A 15,670-nucleotide genomic window follows, 5' to 3' on the forward strand; every position below is an offset into this window, starting at 1 on the left:
AAACTTCCTTGCAATTTCCAGGGCAGAAACCTGCTACCAAATCTGCTATCTGCGAAGGTAATTTACCTTCATCTATAACGAATATAACGCTAAAATTCCCCCGTCGGATCATCAATCTCTCAGGAAAAACTGGTTCGCATTGTCGCTTCAAATTCCAGGATTGACTGAAGCTTTATTTGCTCTAAACCTGAATTGAAGAGATCGTTAAAAATATTTGCTTTGGCAACTCAGGCGCAATGAATCGCTCTGTTAATCAATAGCGAAAGCAAAGGACTTCGACCCTATCAGGATTATTCTGTTTGCCGTCTGATTGTTCCGGTCATCCCGATCGACAATCGGTCTTCACAATACGTTTTTTAGAGTTTATTGCTCACGATCGCCCTCAGCGGCAACAAATCCCACTCAAAGACTCAACAGAGGTTGCAGTACAAGCCTCAGTTAAAAAACTTTGTTATTCTCAACCAAAGCCTACTTTTTTCTTGCCGAATTTGTGGCAGTAGGAATCGCAGCAAACGAATCACCTGGAATCCTGCAGCAATACCCAACAACTGAAAAAAACGGCTTAGACTGGGAGAGTGGATGGCGAATTCGATCGATATTTATATGCAAGTTATTTTTAAAGTAGTTCGGCAAACCTCTGATAGTCTCCCGCAGATCCAAACCTATGAGCTGGATGTCGAGCCGGGAAACACAATTTTGGACTGCTTAAATCGAATCAAATGGGAGCAGGATGGCACACTGGCATTCCGCAAAAATTGCCGCAATACCATTTGTGGAAGCTGCTCAATGCGGATTAACGGACGTTCTGCGCTTGCCTGCAAAGAGAACGTGGGCAGCGAGGCGGCGCGACTTCAGGCAATTGCCGCCAGTCATGCTGAACATCCTGAAGGTAATGGCTTATCGCATAGCTCAACTTCAGAGATTCCGGTCTTCACGATCGCCCCGATGGGCAATATGCCCGTAGTCAAAGATCTGGTGGTGGATATGAAGAGTTTCTGGGATAACCTGCAAGCAGTCGATCCCTACGTCAGCACCGAGGCGCGGGCAGTTCCAGAGCGAGAATTTTTGCAAACGCCAGAAGAGCGCGATCGGCTCAATCAGGTGGGCAACTGCATTCTGTGCGGAGCCTGCTATTCCGAATGCAATGCGCGTGAGGTCAATCCTGAATTTGTTGGACCCCATGCCCTGGCGAAGGCATACCGGACCTTAGCAGATTCTAGAGACAGCCGCACCGAGGAGCGAATCGAGCAATACAGCGAAGGCACAAAGGGCGCATGGGGCTGCACACGCTGCTATTACTGCAACTCGGTTTGTCCAATGGAAGTCGCTCCAATGGATCAAATCGGCAAAATTAAACAGGAAATCCTCGATCGCCAGGATGATCAAGCGGGTCGCCCGGTGCGCCATCGCAAAGTGCTGGTGGAGCTGGTGAAAGAAGGCGGCTGGATTGACGAGCGCAAATTTGGCATACGAGTCGTGGGCAATTCCCTCCGTGACTGGCGAGGCATTCTGAGTCTGGGACCGCTGGGACTACGAATGCTGGCACGCGGCAAGTTTCCTCTTGGCTTTGAGCCATCTGAAGGCGTAACCGAAATCCGATCGCTGATCGAAGCAGTTCAGGCGATCGAAGAATCTGAACTGGTCTAACGCCCTGTTGCATCCTGCCAAACTGCGGGAACGATAAGCGAAGTTCAGCCGGAAATTCTTCGTTTATGGGCAGATGCACGATTGGAATGCTATCGTCTTACCAAAATATCAAACAAAGCGATTGGCTCTGGCATCAAACCCCAGAGCCATTTGGCGTTTGGCGCAACATCCAAATCCTGAAGAATGCGCCCCGTCCTGACTTTCTGCTGCTGTATCAGTTCGACTTTTACCGCAAAGCGGCGAAACCGCAACGTTTTCCCTGGCAGCGATCGACTAGCTGCATCGAAACCGTCAGTCTGACCGATGCCGATCGCCGTTCCCTGCCTCCGTCTCGTCTAATTTCCCTGATCCGCGAACCGCCCCTGACAGAAACACTGTCCCAACTTCAGCTTAATTATGAGGCGGCGAAGTCTACCTGCGGCTATGTCTCGGCTCCCGACGAGGCGGCTCCTACACCAGACTATATGCCTGCGATCTGGTATCACACGAACTCTTTCCGTGAACTCGATCAGATGCCCCCTCCCGCCAAGCCACGCACCTGTAGCTGGATCACTTCCGGCATCAATCGCACCGAAAATCACCGCAAACGGCTGGCATTCCTACACGACCTGCAAACGATCGCCCCCGGTCAGGTTGACATCTACGGTCGCAATCTGCCGCCGGAAGCTCAGGCAATGGGCGAATTATCCAATAAATGGCACGCGATGGCTCCCTACTATTACAACCTGGCGATCGAAAACTATGCTGAGAACGGCTGGTATGCCAGCGAAAAACTGTGGGACGCTCTGCTCGCTTGGTGTCTGCCCATTTACTACGGAGGCACTGCCGCCGATCGCCTATTGCCGCCCGGAAGTTTTCTGCGGTTGCCGAGCCTCGATGAAAAGGGAATTGCCTATATTCAGGAGGTGATTCGATCGCCAGAAGCCTGGTATGCCGCAAAATCAGCCATTGCCGAAGCGCGGCAGGTGATTCTACACAAGCTCAACCTTCTCAATTGGCTATCTGATTTCGTCGATTCCTATCCCCTGAATGACTCATGAACGCCACTATAAACGGCACGATAAGCGGCATTTGTACTCTGGCAAACGATCGCGTCTACGAACAGCTCATTGCCCTACTTAACAGCATTGAAGCCATGATGGGCGCAGAAATGCCCGTTTGTGTGTTTCCTTACGATGATCAGGTCGAGCAGATCGCGGCAGAAATCGATCGGCGTCCGAACGTACAGCTCTTTCAAGACCAGGCAATCATTGCCAAATGGGACAGCTATGTGCGCGAGATCTGGGACGCTCACCCTACCGCTCGCCACTGCTGGAACAATCCTGATCCGAACTACTATCACCGCATTGGAACCCATCGGCGATTCTGTTCCTTTGATGGACCCTTCGATCGCTTTGTCTACATGGATGCAGATACACTGCTGCTCAGTCCGCTAGACGACATCCTTGCTCAGCTCGATCGATCGGATTGGGTCGTCTATGACTTCCAGTACACTGATCCCAGCCATGTGTATGATCTGGCGGCGCCTCAACTTGCCCTGCTGTTTGACCCAGATCGCTTGCAGGAAATTTTCTGCTCCGGCTTCTATGCATCCAAACGAAACGTCTTCAGCCCGGAAATGCTGCATTGGCTGCTGAGCGAACTGCAATCGGGCGATGCCTCGGTGCTATACCCCATGGCTCCTGATCAGACGATTCTCAATTACATGGTGATGAAGGCAAAGCTTGCAGTCAATAATCTAGCGTTGACGCTGCCGATCGCTCAGCGAACAGGCTGTTGTGTCACTTCACCCCATTTCATCGAAGAAACTGCGGGGGGAGACCCGCTTTTGTACGACCGCGCCAATCGCCTGACTTACCTGCACTACATCGGTCTGTCTTCGGTTTTATTCAACCGTGTCTGTCGCGGCGAAAATATCAAGTTTCCCTACCGTGATCTTTTTCTGCACTATCGCTATCTGCACCAGCCGGAACAGCGTCCGATTCTGACTGGTAAGCCTCGCTTGTACAATCAACCTCCGGGCTTAATGCAGCGGGTTTTCCGAAAACTGCAACTGACGCGCTAAACCATTCGCCAAGCCATTCACTGAGGACTTCTACTATGAATCGCGGCATTTATATCGTCGCCAACGATCGCGTGCTCGATCAGTCGATCGCACTGCTGAATAGTCTAAGACTGCATGATCCAGACACGCCGATCGTTCTGATTCCCTACGACGAAAACTACCATCAGGTAGCGGCGGCTTTGGCACGGCATCAGGTGCAGCTTTTCCCCGATCTCAATCTGCTGGAACGCTGCTCCCAGCGGCTGCATCAAATTTTTGGCGATCGATTTTTTGACAAGCCTAATAAGCTGCGAAAGCAGGCCTGCTGGCTCGGACCCTTCGACGAATTTCTCTATATCGATACCGATATTGTGGTGTTTGAGAAAATCATCGACGTGCTGCACAATTTTGATCGCTATGACTTCCTCTGCGCCGACTACCAGCATCGCTCAGGAATTCAAAACATCTTTTCACCAATCGTCCAGCAACAGAGAATCTTTAGCCCAACCGAGCTGCAAGACGTGTTTAATAGCGGATTCTGGGCAGCAAAAAAATATTTACTGCCTGAAACAGACCTTTACGCGCTCTGTGCTGAGTGTGCTGCTCATCCAGAATACTTTGATTTCTCCGGCAAGGTCTCCGACCAGCCAATTCTCAACTACCTGGTGCTAAAGCAAATTTCACGTCGCCTGAACCTTGCTCACCACGATGAACCCATGCCCGGTAACTGGGCAGGCAGCCCCCATTTTATTTCTAAGAACTATCAGCTTTTTGATCCACAAACGAGGCGATCGCTGCAGTTTCTTCACTGGGCAGGGATTAAGATTCAGCCAGGATGCCCCTACTGGGAAATCTGGAAGCACTACCGCTATCTCAATGAAGCGATCGATGAAGCTGCCCTGCATGAAAAATACTCAGCTCACCCTACCAGTCAAACCAGCCCGGTTCAGCGAATGCTGCGGAAACTGGGACAATTGGTTAACAAATAGAGTGGTTAACAAATAGAGCTATCCTGCGCTTTACACCCTAAATTCCGCGATTCATCATCGTTAAAATGCCTTGCTGTCCCAGGAACAGCTCTCGCAGCAAGCTAAAGATGCCAACCCAGAGAATAGGCGTAATATCAACGCCTCCCATCGGCGGAATCAGCTTGCGAAGCGGGATCAGCAGTGGCTCTGTAATCAGGGTGATGATACTGAAGGGAAACTTAGCCAGGTCAACCTGCGGATACCAAGTCAACACAATGCGGAAAATAAACAGCAGGATCAGCAGACCCAGCAGTGGTGAAAGAACCCAGGTAGCGATCGTGGTAGCAGTCATAGACAGTTCTCAGCACGAAATGAGCGGCAATTTTTTTTAAGCTTCGTAACTTTCTACTCATATTTTAACCGTCCCCAAGCATGAATTTTGAGCTGTCAGCTTTGCTTTTGGTTGAATTCTGCCAACGCTTTCCTGCAATTGGCGATCGTGCCACTCTTCTCAAATGGGAAACAGACCGATAAGATATTTAATTCAGTAGCCTTATTCTTAACGGATAAACCCCTATGACACCCTCTCTCGCAAACTTCCTTTACAGCCTCCTGGCTGGCGTAGTCATTGTTGTCATTCCGATCGTGGTTGGACTTGTTTTTATTAGCCAAAGAGATAAGATTCAGCGTCAGTAGTGTTGTGGTCTAGCGTTCTAGTCTAGGTTCTCGTCTAAGTGCTGTGGTCTAAAGTACTGTACTTTTACTCTCTACTTCTGCAGTATCTGTACTTCTGCGGTAGGGAAGCTCTCCTATCTGCGCTAGGATAAATCTGGCTTGAAACTTCGCCCGTTTCATTCCCATTCTCAACGCTTGAGACCCTCAATCCTCGTTTAGATTAGCCTCGGAGGTGGCATTGACGGCAGCGCTCGTCTGTCCATGATGCGATTCCGGGGCTTTTAAGCATCACGTCATTTAGATTACGGCTAGATTACGGCATTTTTATTTCAGCATTCTGTTTCAGCATCGTGTGTATGCGAATCGGGTTGAACAATAAAGCAATGCCTTTTGCCGGATTGCAGTTGCGGATTCTACATTTACAGTCGCTAAGATAGGGACATAACATCGGAGAACTGAAATGGTAAACGTCGGATTCGGCTTGCCTAGCGTCCTTGGCATCGCGCTGATTCTTGCAGGAGCCGGACTATACTTTCTGCGGACGATGCGACCTGCCTTAGCCCGCGACCAGGATATTTTCTTTGCAGCCATTGCCCTGCTTTGCGGCGGCATTCTCTTCTTTCAGGGCTGGCGGCTTGATCCGATTTTGCAGTTTGCCCAGTTTCTCTCGACCGGGGCAGCCGGTTGGTTTGCGATCGAGGCAGTTCGTCTGCGCGGCATTGCCACAGAGCAGGCAAAGCGATCGACTCCGGTTGTGGATGAAGAGCGTCCAGTAAGCCGAGTTTATCGGGCTGAACTGGATGATCTCACGCCGATCGACGAACGTAGCCGAGTCAGTCCTTCGCGTCGGATTCGGGGCAGCCGGGATTCCAGAAACGAATATGACGACTATGCAGACGATCGCCGCCGGAGTCGCACCTCCGATTACCCTACAGGGGGAACAGCTTCGCAGCGCTATGTCGCAGACGATCGCTCTCGTCGTCGGGCTGCCCGACCATTGCCTCCCGATCGATCGCAGACAAACCGAGATTGGGATGATGATTTTGACAGCTCCTCAACGCGCAGACGGAATACAGATAGCCGGAACGTAGAGCCGCCCAGCTACGACAGCGACTATGGCTCAAGCGGCAGCTATAGCTCCAGCACCTATAATTCCAGCACCAATAATACGGATGAGTCGCCCCGTTCTCGTCGCCCCCGATCGAATTCGAGTGCTTCGCCACGTCGTCGCAGTTCTGAATCGATTCGATCGACCTCAGATGTCTCTTCGGATTACGTAGATTATCAACCTGTTGATTATCCTGATGAGCCTTAAGCCTTTACCTTTCTAAAAACCGAATTATTCCCAAATCATTTATCAGTGGGGGTGGAAATCTGAAGGAATTCAGTTTCTATCCCCTTTTCTGTCCAGGGCATACTGCCAATTTTTTGTGAGCTGATCTATTCTGAATAATCAGGATAGCTGGCTGGGTACTTTGAGACAGCGGGCATTGCCATTGACAAACGGGGAGGGGCATCAGCAGTTATAAAGCGAAATCATCAGTGATTCGCCGATCGCTGCAAATCAAAACCAGCTGAGTTTTATCTGAGCCTTTCTTAAATTCCATCTGATCCATCTGACAATCTCCCAGCCAATCTCACATGACGCTTTAGCAATCTGTTAAGCGTTTCTCTAGCAGGGTAGACACCAGTTTGACCGGATTTAAAGGCTAAGACGGTGAATGGCATAAAGACGGCGGCAATTCATTTCCTTTAGACTCGATCGTAATCTATTCGTCTCCTCACTCTCATCAATCGCGTGGTGACAGCATGAATCGTAAATTTCTCCGCTCCGTAACTTCTGGTTTTGCAGTGCTAGGAACCGCACTTAGCTTTAATCTGCTGAATGCAGTCAGCTCAGTAGAACTGCTAAATCTGGCTCGTTTTGGGCAAACGAATGCCTCCTCTGCGCTGGCGCAAACCCAGGATCAGGAGGAAACCGTCAATGTTCGGGTGTATCAGCAGGCAAGCCCAGCGGTAGTCTCAATCAAGGCAGGGGAAGGGACAGGCAGCGGCATTGTAATTTCTCAGGATGGCTTAGTTTTAACGAATGCTCACGTCGTCAGCGGATCTGAAAAGGTCACAGTGACGCTGGCAGACGGGCGAGAATTTGAAGCCGAGGTTATCGCCTTTGGTGAAAATGGGCTAGATCTAGCAGCTGTGAAGATTGACGGACAGAATGATCTGCCAACAGTGCGGATCGCGCCTGCGGGATCGGTAGCAGTGGGTCAACGCGCCTTTGCGATCGGCAACCCCTTTGGACAGTTTCAGGGAACCTTCACTACAGGAATTGTTAGCCGGGTTGACAGCAATCGAGGCTTGATTCAAACTGATACGGCAATTAACCCCGGTAACTCTGGTGGACCATTGCTTAACGGTCAGGCAGAGCTGATCGGAGTCAACAGCGCAATTTTCTCTCCGGGCAGCAACGGCACGAATAATACGGGAATTGGCTTTGCTATCTCGGTCGATCGCGTCCAGCCTTTTCTAACTGCGGTGAGAGAGGGGAGTGCCCCGCGTGTCGCACAACAGTCGCCGCTGTTGGGAGGAGGCTATACTGCTGAACGAATTGCGATGAATAGGCCTGTGAGTGGGCGGCTCGATCGCGACAGCAATGTTTTGCCGACTGATCGCAGCTTCTTCGATGCCTACACTTTTGAGGGACGGCAGGGCGATCGCATCACGATCGAGATGAGCAGCAGCCAGGTTGATCCGTTTATCATTCTGCTCGCTCCAGATGGTCAAAACGTGGCTCAGGACGATGATAGCGGCGGTGGCTCGAATGCACGTGTCACTGCGGCTCTGCCTGTAGATGGCATCTACACGGTGCTGGCAAACACCTATGCGGCGGGCGAAACGGGCGACTACAGCATTCGATTGGCGGCGGGAGGATCAACCCCTCAGCAGCAGGGACAAACCTTGCAGCGTCAGAGCGGACAGGCACTTCTGCGCGAACAGGGAACACTGGGTCCAGGTTCGCCTGTGCTTCCTTCGGACGGCAGTTTCTATCAGGAATACAGCATTGAGGGGCGGCAGGGGCAGTCCATCACGGTTTCGATGGAAAGTTCCGACTTTGACACCTATGTCATCGTGGTTGATGCGAGCGAACGCGTCATTGCCCAAAATGACGATGCCACGCCGGAGAATACCAATTCGACCGTAACGGTAACGCTGCCGGAAAACGGAACCTATCGGATTATTGCCAACTCCTACGATCGCTCGGGACGCGGTTCTTTCACCCTGGAAGTCCGTTAGTTTTTCGCTTCGGGTGCTTCTGGGCGGGCGGCTTCTACTGGAGCAGAAGTGACATTGTCAATGGCAAGATTGAGCTGATAGTCAGTCGCAGTCTTTCCTCTGGCAACGATCACAATCTCGTAATAGCCAGACTGGGGTAGATTGCCCGTCCAGGTTACATCGGTTGAGTCTTCCAAAAGAACGGGCAATTCGCGGGTTGGCTTCGGCAAATAGATCGAGAGCAAGGTGCTTTGGGACGCAGCCTGGATATTCAGGCGCATGATCTGTCCCTCAGACAAGTTTGCCAGAAAAACCCTCCCAGTTCCGGGGGCAAGGCGACCATTCACCTGCTGACTAAATGTGCCCGGAGCAAACTGAATTTTTTCCAGGGCAGTATGGTTTAAAGTTTTAACCTGCTCGGCTGCCATACCGTGCCACACCTGACCGATCGGCTGATCGATAAAATTTTGCCCCTGCTGGTCAGGAAACAGCGCGAAAAAGCGAGCATCGGTCAAGTCGAACAGCGATCGACTGCTGACATAAAGCTGGTTGATCTGCTCTTTCCAGCGATCGCGATCGGCTTTGGTGTAGCTGCCGAGCTTCTGGCGGACAGTTTCGCTCAAGTTCGTCTCAAGCAGGCTGAGCCACTCCGCAGCAATGATATCCCAGGTTTTTCGCAGCTCCTGATCCTGAGGTGCATTGGTTAGCGTGCGCCCCTGCTGATCGGGATAGCGGGTATAAAACGTTTGATTGGTAAGCTGCACGAGAAAGGAAAAATCAACGCCAAGGCTCTGGCTCCGCTGCTGAGGCGTCATTTGACGATTTCCTTGCTGAGAACTCGGACTACGACTGGAAAAAAGCGGCAGCCATCGATCGTGTGCCATCCAGCCTGCCCCACCCAGAGCCAGCACCACACCGCCCAACGCCGCCCATTGGTGCCACTGAACCTGATTTTTTGCTTGACCCCTAGCAATGGTTTGAGGCGCAGTGGGAGCAGTCGCCATGCCTGGGGGAGAACCGCCTGATATCGCCTGAGGAGAATGAAGATGTTCAGCGATCGGAGCCGTGGGCAGATGAGCAGTCGCGGCATTTTCCTGAACCTGAAGCGGCAGTTGATGGGCAGCCGGAACCAAATTGGCTTGCTGAAGGGCTGTTAACACAGCATCAGCAGAACGAAATCGATCGTCAGCGTGGGAGGCCAGCATTCGCTGTAAAATCTGGGTCAAGGCTGGGCTGATTGCAACCAATCGCTGCCATTGCGGACGGGTGCCCTTCATTTCGAGCAGCCGCGTGGGTTCCTGCCCAGACAGCAGCACCAGCACGGTGACGGCAAGGGCATACAAATCGCTCTGAGGGGAAACAACCCCCTGCTGCATTTGCTCGATCGGGGCATAGCCAATTTTGCCTAAACGGGTCGCGGCAGGAGCAACCTGAGCGGGAGGTACAAACTGCAATTCAGCCGCCGCCGAAACTTGTTTTACGCCGCCGAAATCAATTAGAACAGGCAAACCGTCACTCGATCGCAGAATCAAGTTGTCGGGCGAAATATCGCGGTGAATCACGCCAGAGTGATGTAAATAAGTTAGAACGGGCAAAATCTGGGTCAAGAGCTGGCAAACCTCTGGCTCCCTGAATGTGCCTCCCTGCTGCTGTCGCTGCTGAAGCAGTTGCCCATAGGTTTCTCCAGGAATGTAGTCCTGCACCAGAAACAGATGACTGCGATCGCCCAGCACCGCCCGAAACAGTTCCCGAAAACGCGGAATCTGAGGATGATGCAAGCCGTAGAGAATCCCTGCTTCTCGCTCAAACAGTTCTTCTGCTTTTTGCAGCGAAGACGTGCCCTGAACCTGCGGCGCAAATTCCTTCAGCACACAGGCTTCACGAAATCGGTTTAAATCTTCGGCAAGGTAGGTGCGCCCAAAGCCGCCATGCCCGAGTTCTCTGACGACTCGATACCGATCGCCTAAAATCAAGTCCTGCTGCATTGCCCGACTGGTCAGCTTCTCGCCGCACAGATAGCAAAATCGGTTGTCGCCCGGATTCGGATGTCCTCGACTGCAAAAAACAGCGGCCATAGAAATAGAAATAAAAGAATAGGAATAAAAATGGAGGTTGTAGACTAACTCACCCCTAGCTTAATGGAAGTCCCTTCGACTGTGGAAAAAGGGCGCACCACTTCAGCCGCAGTCGCAGAGAAAATTCACATAAACTGGAACCTTTTGCCGCGATCGGCTCGTCTGTATTAACAAGATTCCCGCCCCTATCATCTAGCTCTCCTTTTGACTCTACTTTTATCTACATAAGGAATTGCGGAACTATGAGGACGTTTGTGCTGGCTGCTGTTTCCTCGCTGACCCTGACAACAGGCTTAGCGGTTCTTCCGGTTCGTGCTTCGACTTTGATCAGCGATGCCTCATTGCTATTCGCGCAGCGCGGAGGGGTAGGAGACGCAGAAGAAGTTTGTACCGAGCAGGCAGAAGATCGGGGACTGCGGGTGCGTGAGATTTTATCGATCCAGCCGATGACAGGCGGAGCTGAAGTCCAGATGCAGGTGAGTCAGCGGCAGGGTAGCTCTTTTGTAGTGGGGTGCGACTATTCCAGTGGGACGGGCAATGTGCAGCTTTACCGTCTGGAGGGAGTCGATCGCAGCGATCGCGATGATGACGACAACCAGGACTGGCGCAGAACCTATTCTGATGGCGGCAGCGTTCGCAGCCAGAGTGATGCCGAAGATGTGGCGCGGGCAGTTGTGGGTCAGCGGCTCAGCATTCGCGATCCCTACTCAGATGTGGTGGAGATTGATGATGTCGATCGCGTCGAGAGCAATCGTGCCTGGGAGGTGAAAGGACGGGTCAACGGTGCGCCCTTTATCGTACGGATTCGTGCCAGCGATGCCTATGTGCTGGGATTTGATTTGTTTTAGTTTGAATTCATGAAACTCAAAGTTCTTTTTTCGGCGATGCTAGGTGGAGCGATCGCATCGATGGGTTGTTCTGCCCCTGAAAACCCCAATGCCGGTTCGCCTTTTGCTGCACCCGCAAATTCTTCAACGGTTGCGGATTCGCGTGTGATTAGCAGCCCGGTAATTTCGGCTCCGGCTCAAGATGCCACTGCTCCGGCAGCCGAGTTTTTGATTGTCCCCGGAGCGCGAGTCGGGCAGATTACAGCCGCAACAGCATTTGACGATCTGGTGAATCTCTATGGCTCGGAGCAATTAACAAATCAGCAGTTTTCCGTGGGCGAAGGCGAAATGCGCCCCGCAACACGAGTAGATCTGGGCGAAACGCGATCGTTCACCGTGATCTGGCGCGATGAAAGCCGGACGCAAGCCGAAGCCGTCTCGCAGTTGGGCACAGAGTGGAAAACGGCTGAGGGTATCGGCATGGAAGCCACCCTGATGGATTTACAGGCAGCTTTGGGACCGTTTCAGCTTTATGGCTTCGGCTGGGATTATTCAGGAACAGTTGTGCTTACCGGAACTCGGCTGGCTCAATATGAGGACTTGCTCATTCTGCGGCTGGCTCCTCAGCCAGGAACGATCGAAATGCGATCGGCTGACTTCGAGGCAGTCATGGGAGACCAGCTTTTTGACTCTGATAATCCTCACTTGGAAGCCCTTTATCCGACGGTGAATCGAATGATTGTCAGGCTGACTAAAGCTCCTTAGCCTGAATACCTAGCCTGTCCACATCAGGCATTCTTGTAAGCGTTTTCAGGTTGGCAGCCCCCCAAATCCTCCAGGGGGACTTTCAACTCCGAATTAGGCTCGGTTTCTTCCAGAATTAAGGGGTTAGGGGGCAAGCAGTAGCAATTTGAACCTGGGTAGCAAGATGGAGGTACACCGTAGTCTCTCTACAGCAGGGATTAGCGGAAATCAAGCTCCTTGAAAGCTCACCCTAAGCCTTGATCCATTGTTCGGGTTGGGAGCCTTGCACCCATTGATAGCCATTGCAAGCAAGCCAGGAAGTCACATTGCCGCGAATCGGAGAGATAAAGACAGGCGTGGGGGCACTGTCTCCGTTTTGCACATCAACCGGAAGGACCTGAAACCGGGTCGAAGGGGTTTCAGGATTAAAGACAACGGTCACTGTTTGAGCCATAGGAGGGAATGAAAAAGTACTTAATTTTTGCCAAACCGAGGGTGCTTTTATTATCTAATGTTGTGTTGTGTTAGCGATCAGATTGCCTAATCTGTAAGACAACCGAATGGGTGACGCAACCTAATCAGCAGGACTGATGCGATCGATCCGCTTAAACTGCCCGCGATCGTCTACCGTCCAGACATCGTAGTTGCCTTTGACATCCCCAGCGCGATCGATGTCGACTTTGCCGCTGACTCCGTTGTAGTTAATTTCTTGTCCGTTCTTGAGTAGAGCCAGCCCTTCGCACACATGGTTCACCGTCATCCCTGGAGGATTGGCAACCTCTCTCAGCTTTGCCTGGATTTCCTCACGGCTGTTTGATTTTGCTGCCTGAGCCGCCAGCATCACTAGGGCAGCAGCATCCCAGGTTTGCCCCACAAATAGTCCCGGAGGGCTGCCAAACTGCTCCTGCCACAGTTTCGCTAAATCAGAAAAGGCTGAACCATCTGATGCCGGAGCCGTCCCGATCGCTCCTGACAGAAGAGACGTGCCATCCGTCGCTTTGCCCACTCGTTGAACAAAAGCATCGATGCGAACTTCGTCTGTCAGCACGACTGGAACTCCCTCTGTTAACCCCATCTCAGCCGCAGATTTTAGCAGCGACGCACCTGCTCCCGGATCAAGAATAGCGATGACTGCATCAGGCGGATCAAAGGGACGAAACGCAGCATAGGCAAACTCTTCCAGTGTAAAGGGGTCAGCGTTAAAGGCGTAGCGCAGGGGTTGAGTTTTATCAAGTACAGTGCCGCCTTGCTTTTCAAAAGCCGCAATAAATGCTTGTTCAAGAGCGATCGCATCGGGCTTGCTAACCGTAATCGTTGTGACGGTGCGAAAGCCGCGTTTCTGGGCGAGCTGTGCCAGAGCGATCGCTTCCTCCGTTTCGGAAGGAACCGTTCTTGCCCAAAATCCTTTGTATGTTCCCTGCTGGGCACGATTAGTCAATGAGGAGCTAACGCTGGCAGGCGAAATCAGCAGTACTTTATTCTGAACAGCAACGGGTAGGGCTATCGCAGTTACCTCGCTCGAAAACGCTCCTACAATCGCGCTGACTCGATCGGCTTCGACAAGCTTGTCCAGGGTCAGTGCTCCATCGAGTGGTTTAACAGCTTGGTCTTCGACCACCAGAGAAACAAAGGCATTATTCACGCCGCCGCAGCGATTGACCGTATCCACCAGGAGGGGCAACGTTTGAAGCATCGGTCGTCCTACCTGACCCAAATCTCCGGTAACAGGCAGCATTGCCCCTAGCTTTAATCCGCCCTCGCTGCGGGGCTGGCGATCGGGGCGTTGGGAATTGTTCTGCTGATTGTGCTGGCTCCAAAACGGACGCTCGCCCAGCAGTACCGAAGAGTGACAGCCTACCAGCAGGAATCCCAGGAGACTGGAGCCGATTACCCGGTAGGGAAAACCGCTTCGCAACGCCGCAGGGCTGAACTCGCGAAGCCAGGATGTGAAATCGCGCAATAGGGGCATAGGCTACATTCAGCAGAACAAAGATTCAGGGATGAGCGTCCTTTGACGAGCCTATCATGGCACAACCCTCAGCTTGCACCACAACCCTAGAGTTTAATTTGTTTGAGCTGAGCGCGGGGATCGGTGCTGCGGTTATCGCGCAGGGTTTCGTATGCCTGCTGCTCGATCGGGCTAAGGCTGGTTGACGGTACAATCACCACTCGCACCATCTGATCACCTCTGCCGCCCTTGGGATTGAGCCAGCCCTTACCCCGTAGCCGCAAAGTTTGACCTGATCGAATTCCGGCAGGAATGTTCATCGTGACGCTGCCATCGGGAGTAGGAATTTCAATCGACGCACCCAGAACCGCTTCATCGGGAGCGATCGGCACTTCGCAGGTCAAATTGTCGCCCTCAAATTTAAAGAAGGGGTGAGACTGCACTTCCACAGTTAGGTAAAGATTACCGCGCTGCTGATTGTAAGGATTCACCTGTCCCTTGCTGCGAATAGTCATGCGGCTGCCCGGTTTGACTCCGGCAGGAATCCGCACCTTGATGTCTTCAGTGCCGACGCGCAGGTTTTTTTGAACGCCATGAAAGGCTTCTGAGAGGGTCAGGGTCAGGGTAGCTTCCAGATCAGTCGGAACGTTAGCGGCGGAATTTCCAAAGTCTGCATAATCGCTGAATCCACCATATCCAGAACTGCCCGGATTGGTGCGATAGGTGTAGGCGCGACGACCCCCGCCCGGTGCACCCGCAGTGCCGCCAAATTTACCCAGCAGCTCGTTAATAAATTCGTCAAAGCTGCCGTACTGACTGAAATCAAATCCGCCAAAATCTGCGCCCGGAGTTCCGGTCGGACTACTGCTTGGAGTGCCAACCCGGTTCCAGTACTGACCAAACTGATCGTACTTGCGCCGCTTATCAGTATCAGATAAGACTTCGTATGCTTCGTTGACTTCTTTAAATTTTGACTCTGCCGATTTATCCCCTGGATTCACATCAGGGTGATATTTCCGCGCCAGTCGTCGGAATGCCTGCTTAATTTCATCTGCACTGGCAGTTTTGTTGACTCCCAGGACAGCGTAGTAGTCTTTAAAGTCGGTTGCTGCCATTCAGCCAATTCCTTTAAGCACTTAAATATAGCATCTGCCTATAAGCTATCAGGATTCTGACCTGCTGCGGGTTCGGTTGCAAGGCAGGAAATAGGGAAATTCCCGTACTTTAGCCCGTTAGAAATTCAGCGTTTGGGGTTCAGAACTTTAGCAGGGCAGGGATATCTATAGCTCTTATCGATCGAATGGGTATAAAAGCTCCACCGTTCCGAATTCCGAATTATTCCTACGCTAGTTCTTGATACCAATTCAATAAATACCTGCTACAGATAAAGCATTGAGAATGTAATCCCAACCGGTTAAAGACGCAATCGTCTGGCGTTGCAACTGCTGCAATTGCTGAGTCAACTCTTC

General features: G+C 51.9%; 14 protein-coding genes. 9 read left to right on the plus strand and 5 right to left on the minus strand.

All coding sequences use genetic code 11. From position 1 onward, the window contains the following. Positions 1 to 603: 603 nt before the first annotated feature. From NDI45_RS20000 to NDI45_RS20015, 4 genes are all read left to right on the plus strand, one after another. On the plus strand, positions 604 to 1,647 hold the full coding sequence (locus tag NDI45_RS20000) for a succinate dehydrogenase/fumarate reductase iron-sulfur subunit (protein ID WP_348248440.1): 1,044 nt from the start codon (positions 604 to 606) through the stop codon (positions 1,645 to 1,647). A 65-nt stretch (positions 1,648 to 1,712) separates the two neighbouring features. Further along, positions 1,713 to 2,687 (plus strand): glycosyltransferase family 10, encoded by a 975-nt coding sequence (locus tag NDI45_RS20005; RefSeq protein WP_190794332.1) that lies wholly within the window; start codon positions 1,713 to 1,715, stop codon positions 2,685 to 2,687. Between the two features lie 20 nt (positions 2,688 to 2,707). After that, positions 2,708 to 3,712, plus strand: coding sequence for an Npun_R2821/Npun_R2822 family protein (locus NDI45_RS20010; RefSeq protein WP_348248441.1), 1,005 nt, complete (start codon positions 2,708 to 2,710; stop codon positions 3,710 to 3,712). Positions 3,713 to 3,747: 35 nt separating this feature from the next. Next, on the plus strand, positions 3,748 to 4,680 hold the full coding sequence (locus NDI45_RS20015) for an Npun_R2821/Npun_R2822 family protein (protein WP_348248430.1): 933 nt from the start codon (positions 3,748 to 3,750) through the stop codon (positions 4,678 to 4,680). Positions 4,681 to 4,717: 37 nt separating this feature from the next. Here the strand turns inward: NDI45_RS20015 and NDI45_RS20020 are convergent, their stop codons facing one another. Continuing rightward, on the minus strand, positions 4,718 to 5,011 hold the full coding sequence (locus NDI45_RS20020) for a YggT family protein (RefSeq protein WP_348248431.1): 294 nt from the start codon (positions 5,009 to 5,011) through the stop codon (positions 4,718 to 4,720). Positions 5,012 to 5,235: 224 nt separating this feature from the next. On the opposite strand from NDI45_RS20020, the gene NDI45_RS20025 reads away from it, so the two are divergent. From NDI45_RS20025 to NDI45_RS20035, 3 genes are all read left to right on the plus strand, one after another. Beyond that, positions 5,236 to 5,355: a photosystem II reaction center X protein gene (locus tag NDI45_RS20025; protein WP_190794329.1), complete on the plus strand. Its 120-nt coding sequence runs from the start codon at positions 5,236 to 5,238 to the stop codon at positions 5,353 to 5,355. A 439-nt stretch (positions 5,356 to 5,794) separates the two neighbouring features. After that, positions 5,795 to 6,649 carry a Ycf66 family protein gene (locus tag NDI45_RS20030; protein ID WP_348248432.1) on the plus strand — a complete coding sequence of 285 codons (855 nt, stop codon included), beginning with the start codon at positions 5,795 to 5,797 and terminating at the stop codon, positions 6,647 to 6,649. A 494-nt stretch (positions 6,650 to 7,143) separates the two neighbouring features. Beyond that, entirely contained in the window at positions 7,144 to 8,628 is a 1,485-nt protein-coding gene (locus NDI45_RS20035) for a trypsin-like peptidase domain-containing protein (protein WP_190794327.1), read from the plus strand. Here the strand turns inward: NDI45_RS20035 and NDI45_RS20040 are convergent. Beyond that, complete coding sequence (locus tag NDI45_RS20040) at positions 8,625 to 10,682, minus strand: serine/threonine-protein kinase (protein ID WP_348248433.1); 2,058 nt, start codon at positions 10,680 to 10,682, stop codon at positions 8,625 to 8,627. The genes NDI45_RS20035 and NDI45_RS20040 overlap by 4 nt on opposite strands. 242 nt (positions 10,683 to 10,924) lie before the next feature. Between NDI45_RS20040 and NDI45_RS20045 the strand changes: the two genes are divergently transcribed. Both NDI45_RS20045 and NDI45_RS20050 read left to right on the plus strand, forming a co-directional pair. Then, positions 10,925 to 11,530, plus strand: a complete 606-nt coding sequence (locus NDI45_RS20045; RefSeq protein ID WP_348248434.1) for a hypothetical protein — start codon at positions 10,925 to 10,927, stop codon at positions 11,528 to 11,530. Between the two features lie 9 nt (positions 11,531 to 11,539). Then, positions 11,540 to 12,274: a hypothetical protein gene (locus NDI45_RS20050; RefSeq protein WP_190791059.1), complete on the plus strand. Its 735-nt coding sequence runs from the start codon at positions 11,540 to 11,542 to the stop codon at positions 12,272 to 12,274. Between the two features lie 229 nt (positions 12,275 to 12,503). On the opposite strand, the gene NDI45_RS20055 is transcribed toward NDI45_RS20050, so the two are convergent. The 3 genes from NDI45_RS20055 to NDI45_RS20065 all read right to left on the minus strand — a co-directional run bounded on the left by NDI45_RS20055 (position 12,504) and on the right by NDI45_RS20065 (position 15,316). Beyond that, on the minus strand, positions 12,504 to 12,707 hold the full coding sequence (locus NDI45_RS20055) for a hypothetical protein (protein WP_190791058.1): 204 nt from the start codon (positions 12,705 to 12,707) through the stop codon (positions 12,504 to 12,506). A 120-nt stretch (positions 12,708 to 12,827) separates the two neighbouring features. Continuing rightward, positions 12,828 to 14,222, minus strand: coding sequence for an ABC transporter substrate-binding protein (locus tag NDI45_RS20060; RefSeq protein ID WP_348248435.1), 1,395 nt, complete (start codon positions 14,220 to 14,222; stop codon positions 12,828 to 12,830). A gap of 86 nt (positions 14,223 to 14,308) precedes the next feature. Beyond that, positions 14,309 to 15,316 carry a DnaJ C-terminal domain-containing protein gene (locus tag NDI45_RS20065; RefSeq protein WP_348248436.1) on the minus strand — a complete coding sequence of 336 codons (1,008 nt, stop codon included), beginning with the start codon at positions 15,314 to 15,316 and terminating at the stop codon, positions 14,309 to 14,311. Positions 15,317 to 15,670: the final 354 nt, after the last annotated feature.

This window comes from Leptolyngbya sp. GB1-A1, from assembly GCF_039962475.1.
Taxonomy (GTDB): domain Bacteria; phylum Cyanobacteriota; class Cyanobacteriia; order Elainellales; family Elainellaceae; genus Leptolyngbya_A.

Bases quoted from the DNA above. Each gene is read 5' to 3' on its own strand.
- NDI45_RS20000 (WP_348248440.1), top strand. From the start codon at position 604: ATGCAAGTTATTTTTAAAGTAGTTCGGCAAACCTCTGATAGTCTCCCG.
- NDI45_RS20005 (WP_190794332.1), top strand. From the start codon at position 1,713: ATGGGCAGATGCACGATTGGAATGCTATCGTCTTACCAAAATATCAAA.
- NDI45_RS20015 (WP_348248430.1), top strand. From the start codon at position 3,748: ATGAATCGCGGCATTTATATCGTCGCCAACGATCGCGTGCTCGATCAG.
- NDI45_RS20020 (WP_348248431.1), bottom strand. From the start codon at position 5,011: ATGACTGCTACCACGATCGCTACCTGGGTTCTTTCACCACTGCTGGGT.
- NDI45_RS20025 (WP_190794329.1), top strand. From the start codon at position 5,236: ATGACACCCTCTCTCGCAAACTTCCTTTACAGCCTCCTGGCTGGCGTA.
- NDI45_RS20030 (WP_348248432.1), top strand. From the start codon at position 5,795: ATGGTAAACGTCGGATTCGGCTTGCCTAGCGTCCTTGGCATCGCGCTG.
- NDI45_RS20035 (WP_190794327.1), top strand. From the start codon at position 7,144: ATGAATCGTAAATTTCTCCGCTCCGTAACTTCTGGTTTTGCAGTGCTA.
- NDI45_RS20040 (WP_348248433.1), bottom strand. From the start codon at position 10,682: ATGGCCGCTGTTTTTTGCAGTCGAGGACATCCGAATCCGGGCGACAAC.
- NDI45_RS20045 (WP_348248434.1), top strand. From the start codon at position 10,925: ATGAGGACGTTTGTGCTGGCTGCTGTTTCCTCGCTGACCCTGACAACA.
- NDI45_RS20050 (WP_190791059.1), top strand. From the start codon at position 11,540: ATGAAACTCAAAGTTCTTTTTTCGGCGATGCTAGGTGGAGCGATCGCA.
- NDI45_RS20055 (WP_190791058.1), bottom strand. From the start codon at position 12,707: ATGGCTCAAACAGTGACCGTTGTCTTTAATCCTGAAACCCCTTCGACC.
- NDI45_RS20060 (WP_348248435.1), bottom strand. From the start codon at position 14,222: ATGCCCCTATTGCGCGATTTCACATCCTGGCTTCGCGAGTTCAGCCCT.
- NDI45_RS20065 (WP_348248436.1), bottom strand. From the start codon at position 15,316: ATGGCAGCAACCGACTTTAAAGACTACTACGCTGTCCTGGGAGTCAAC.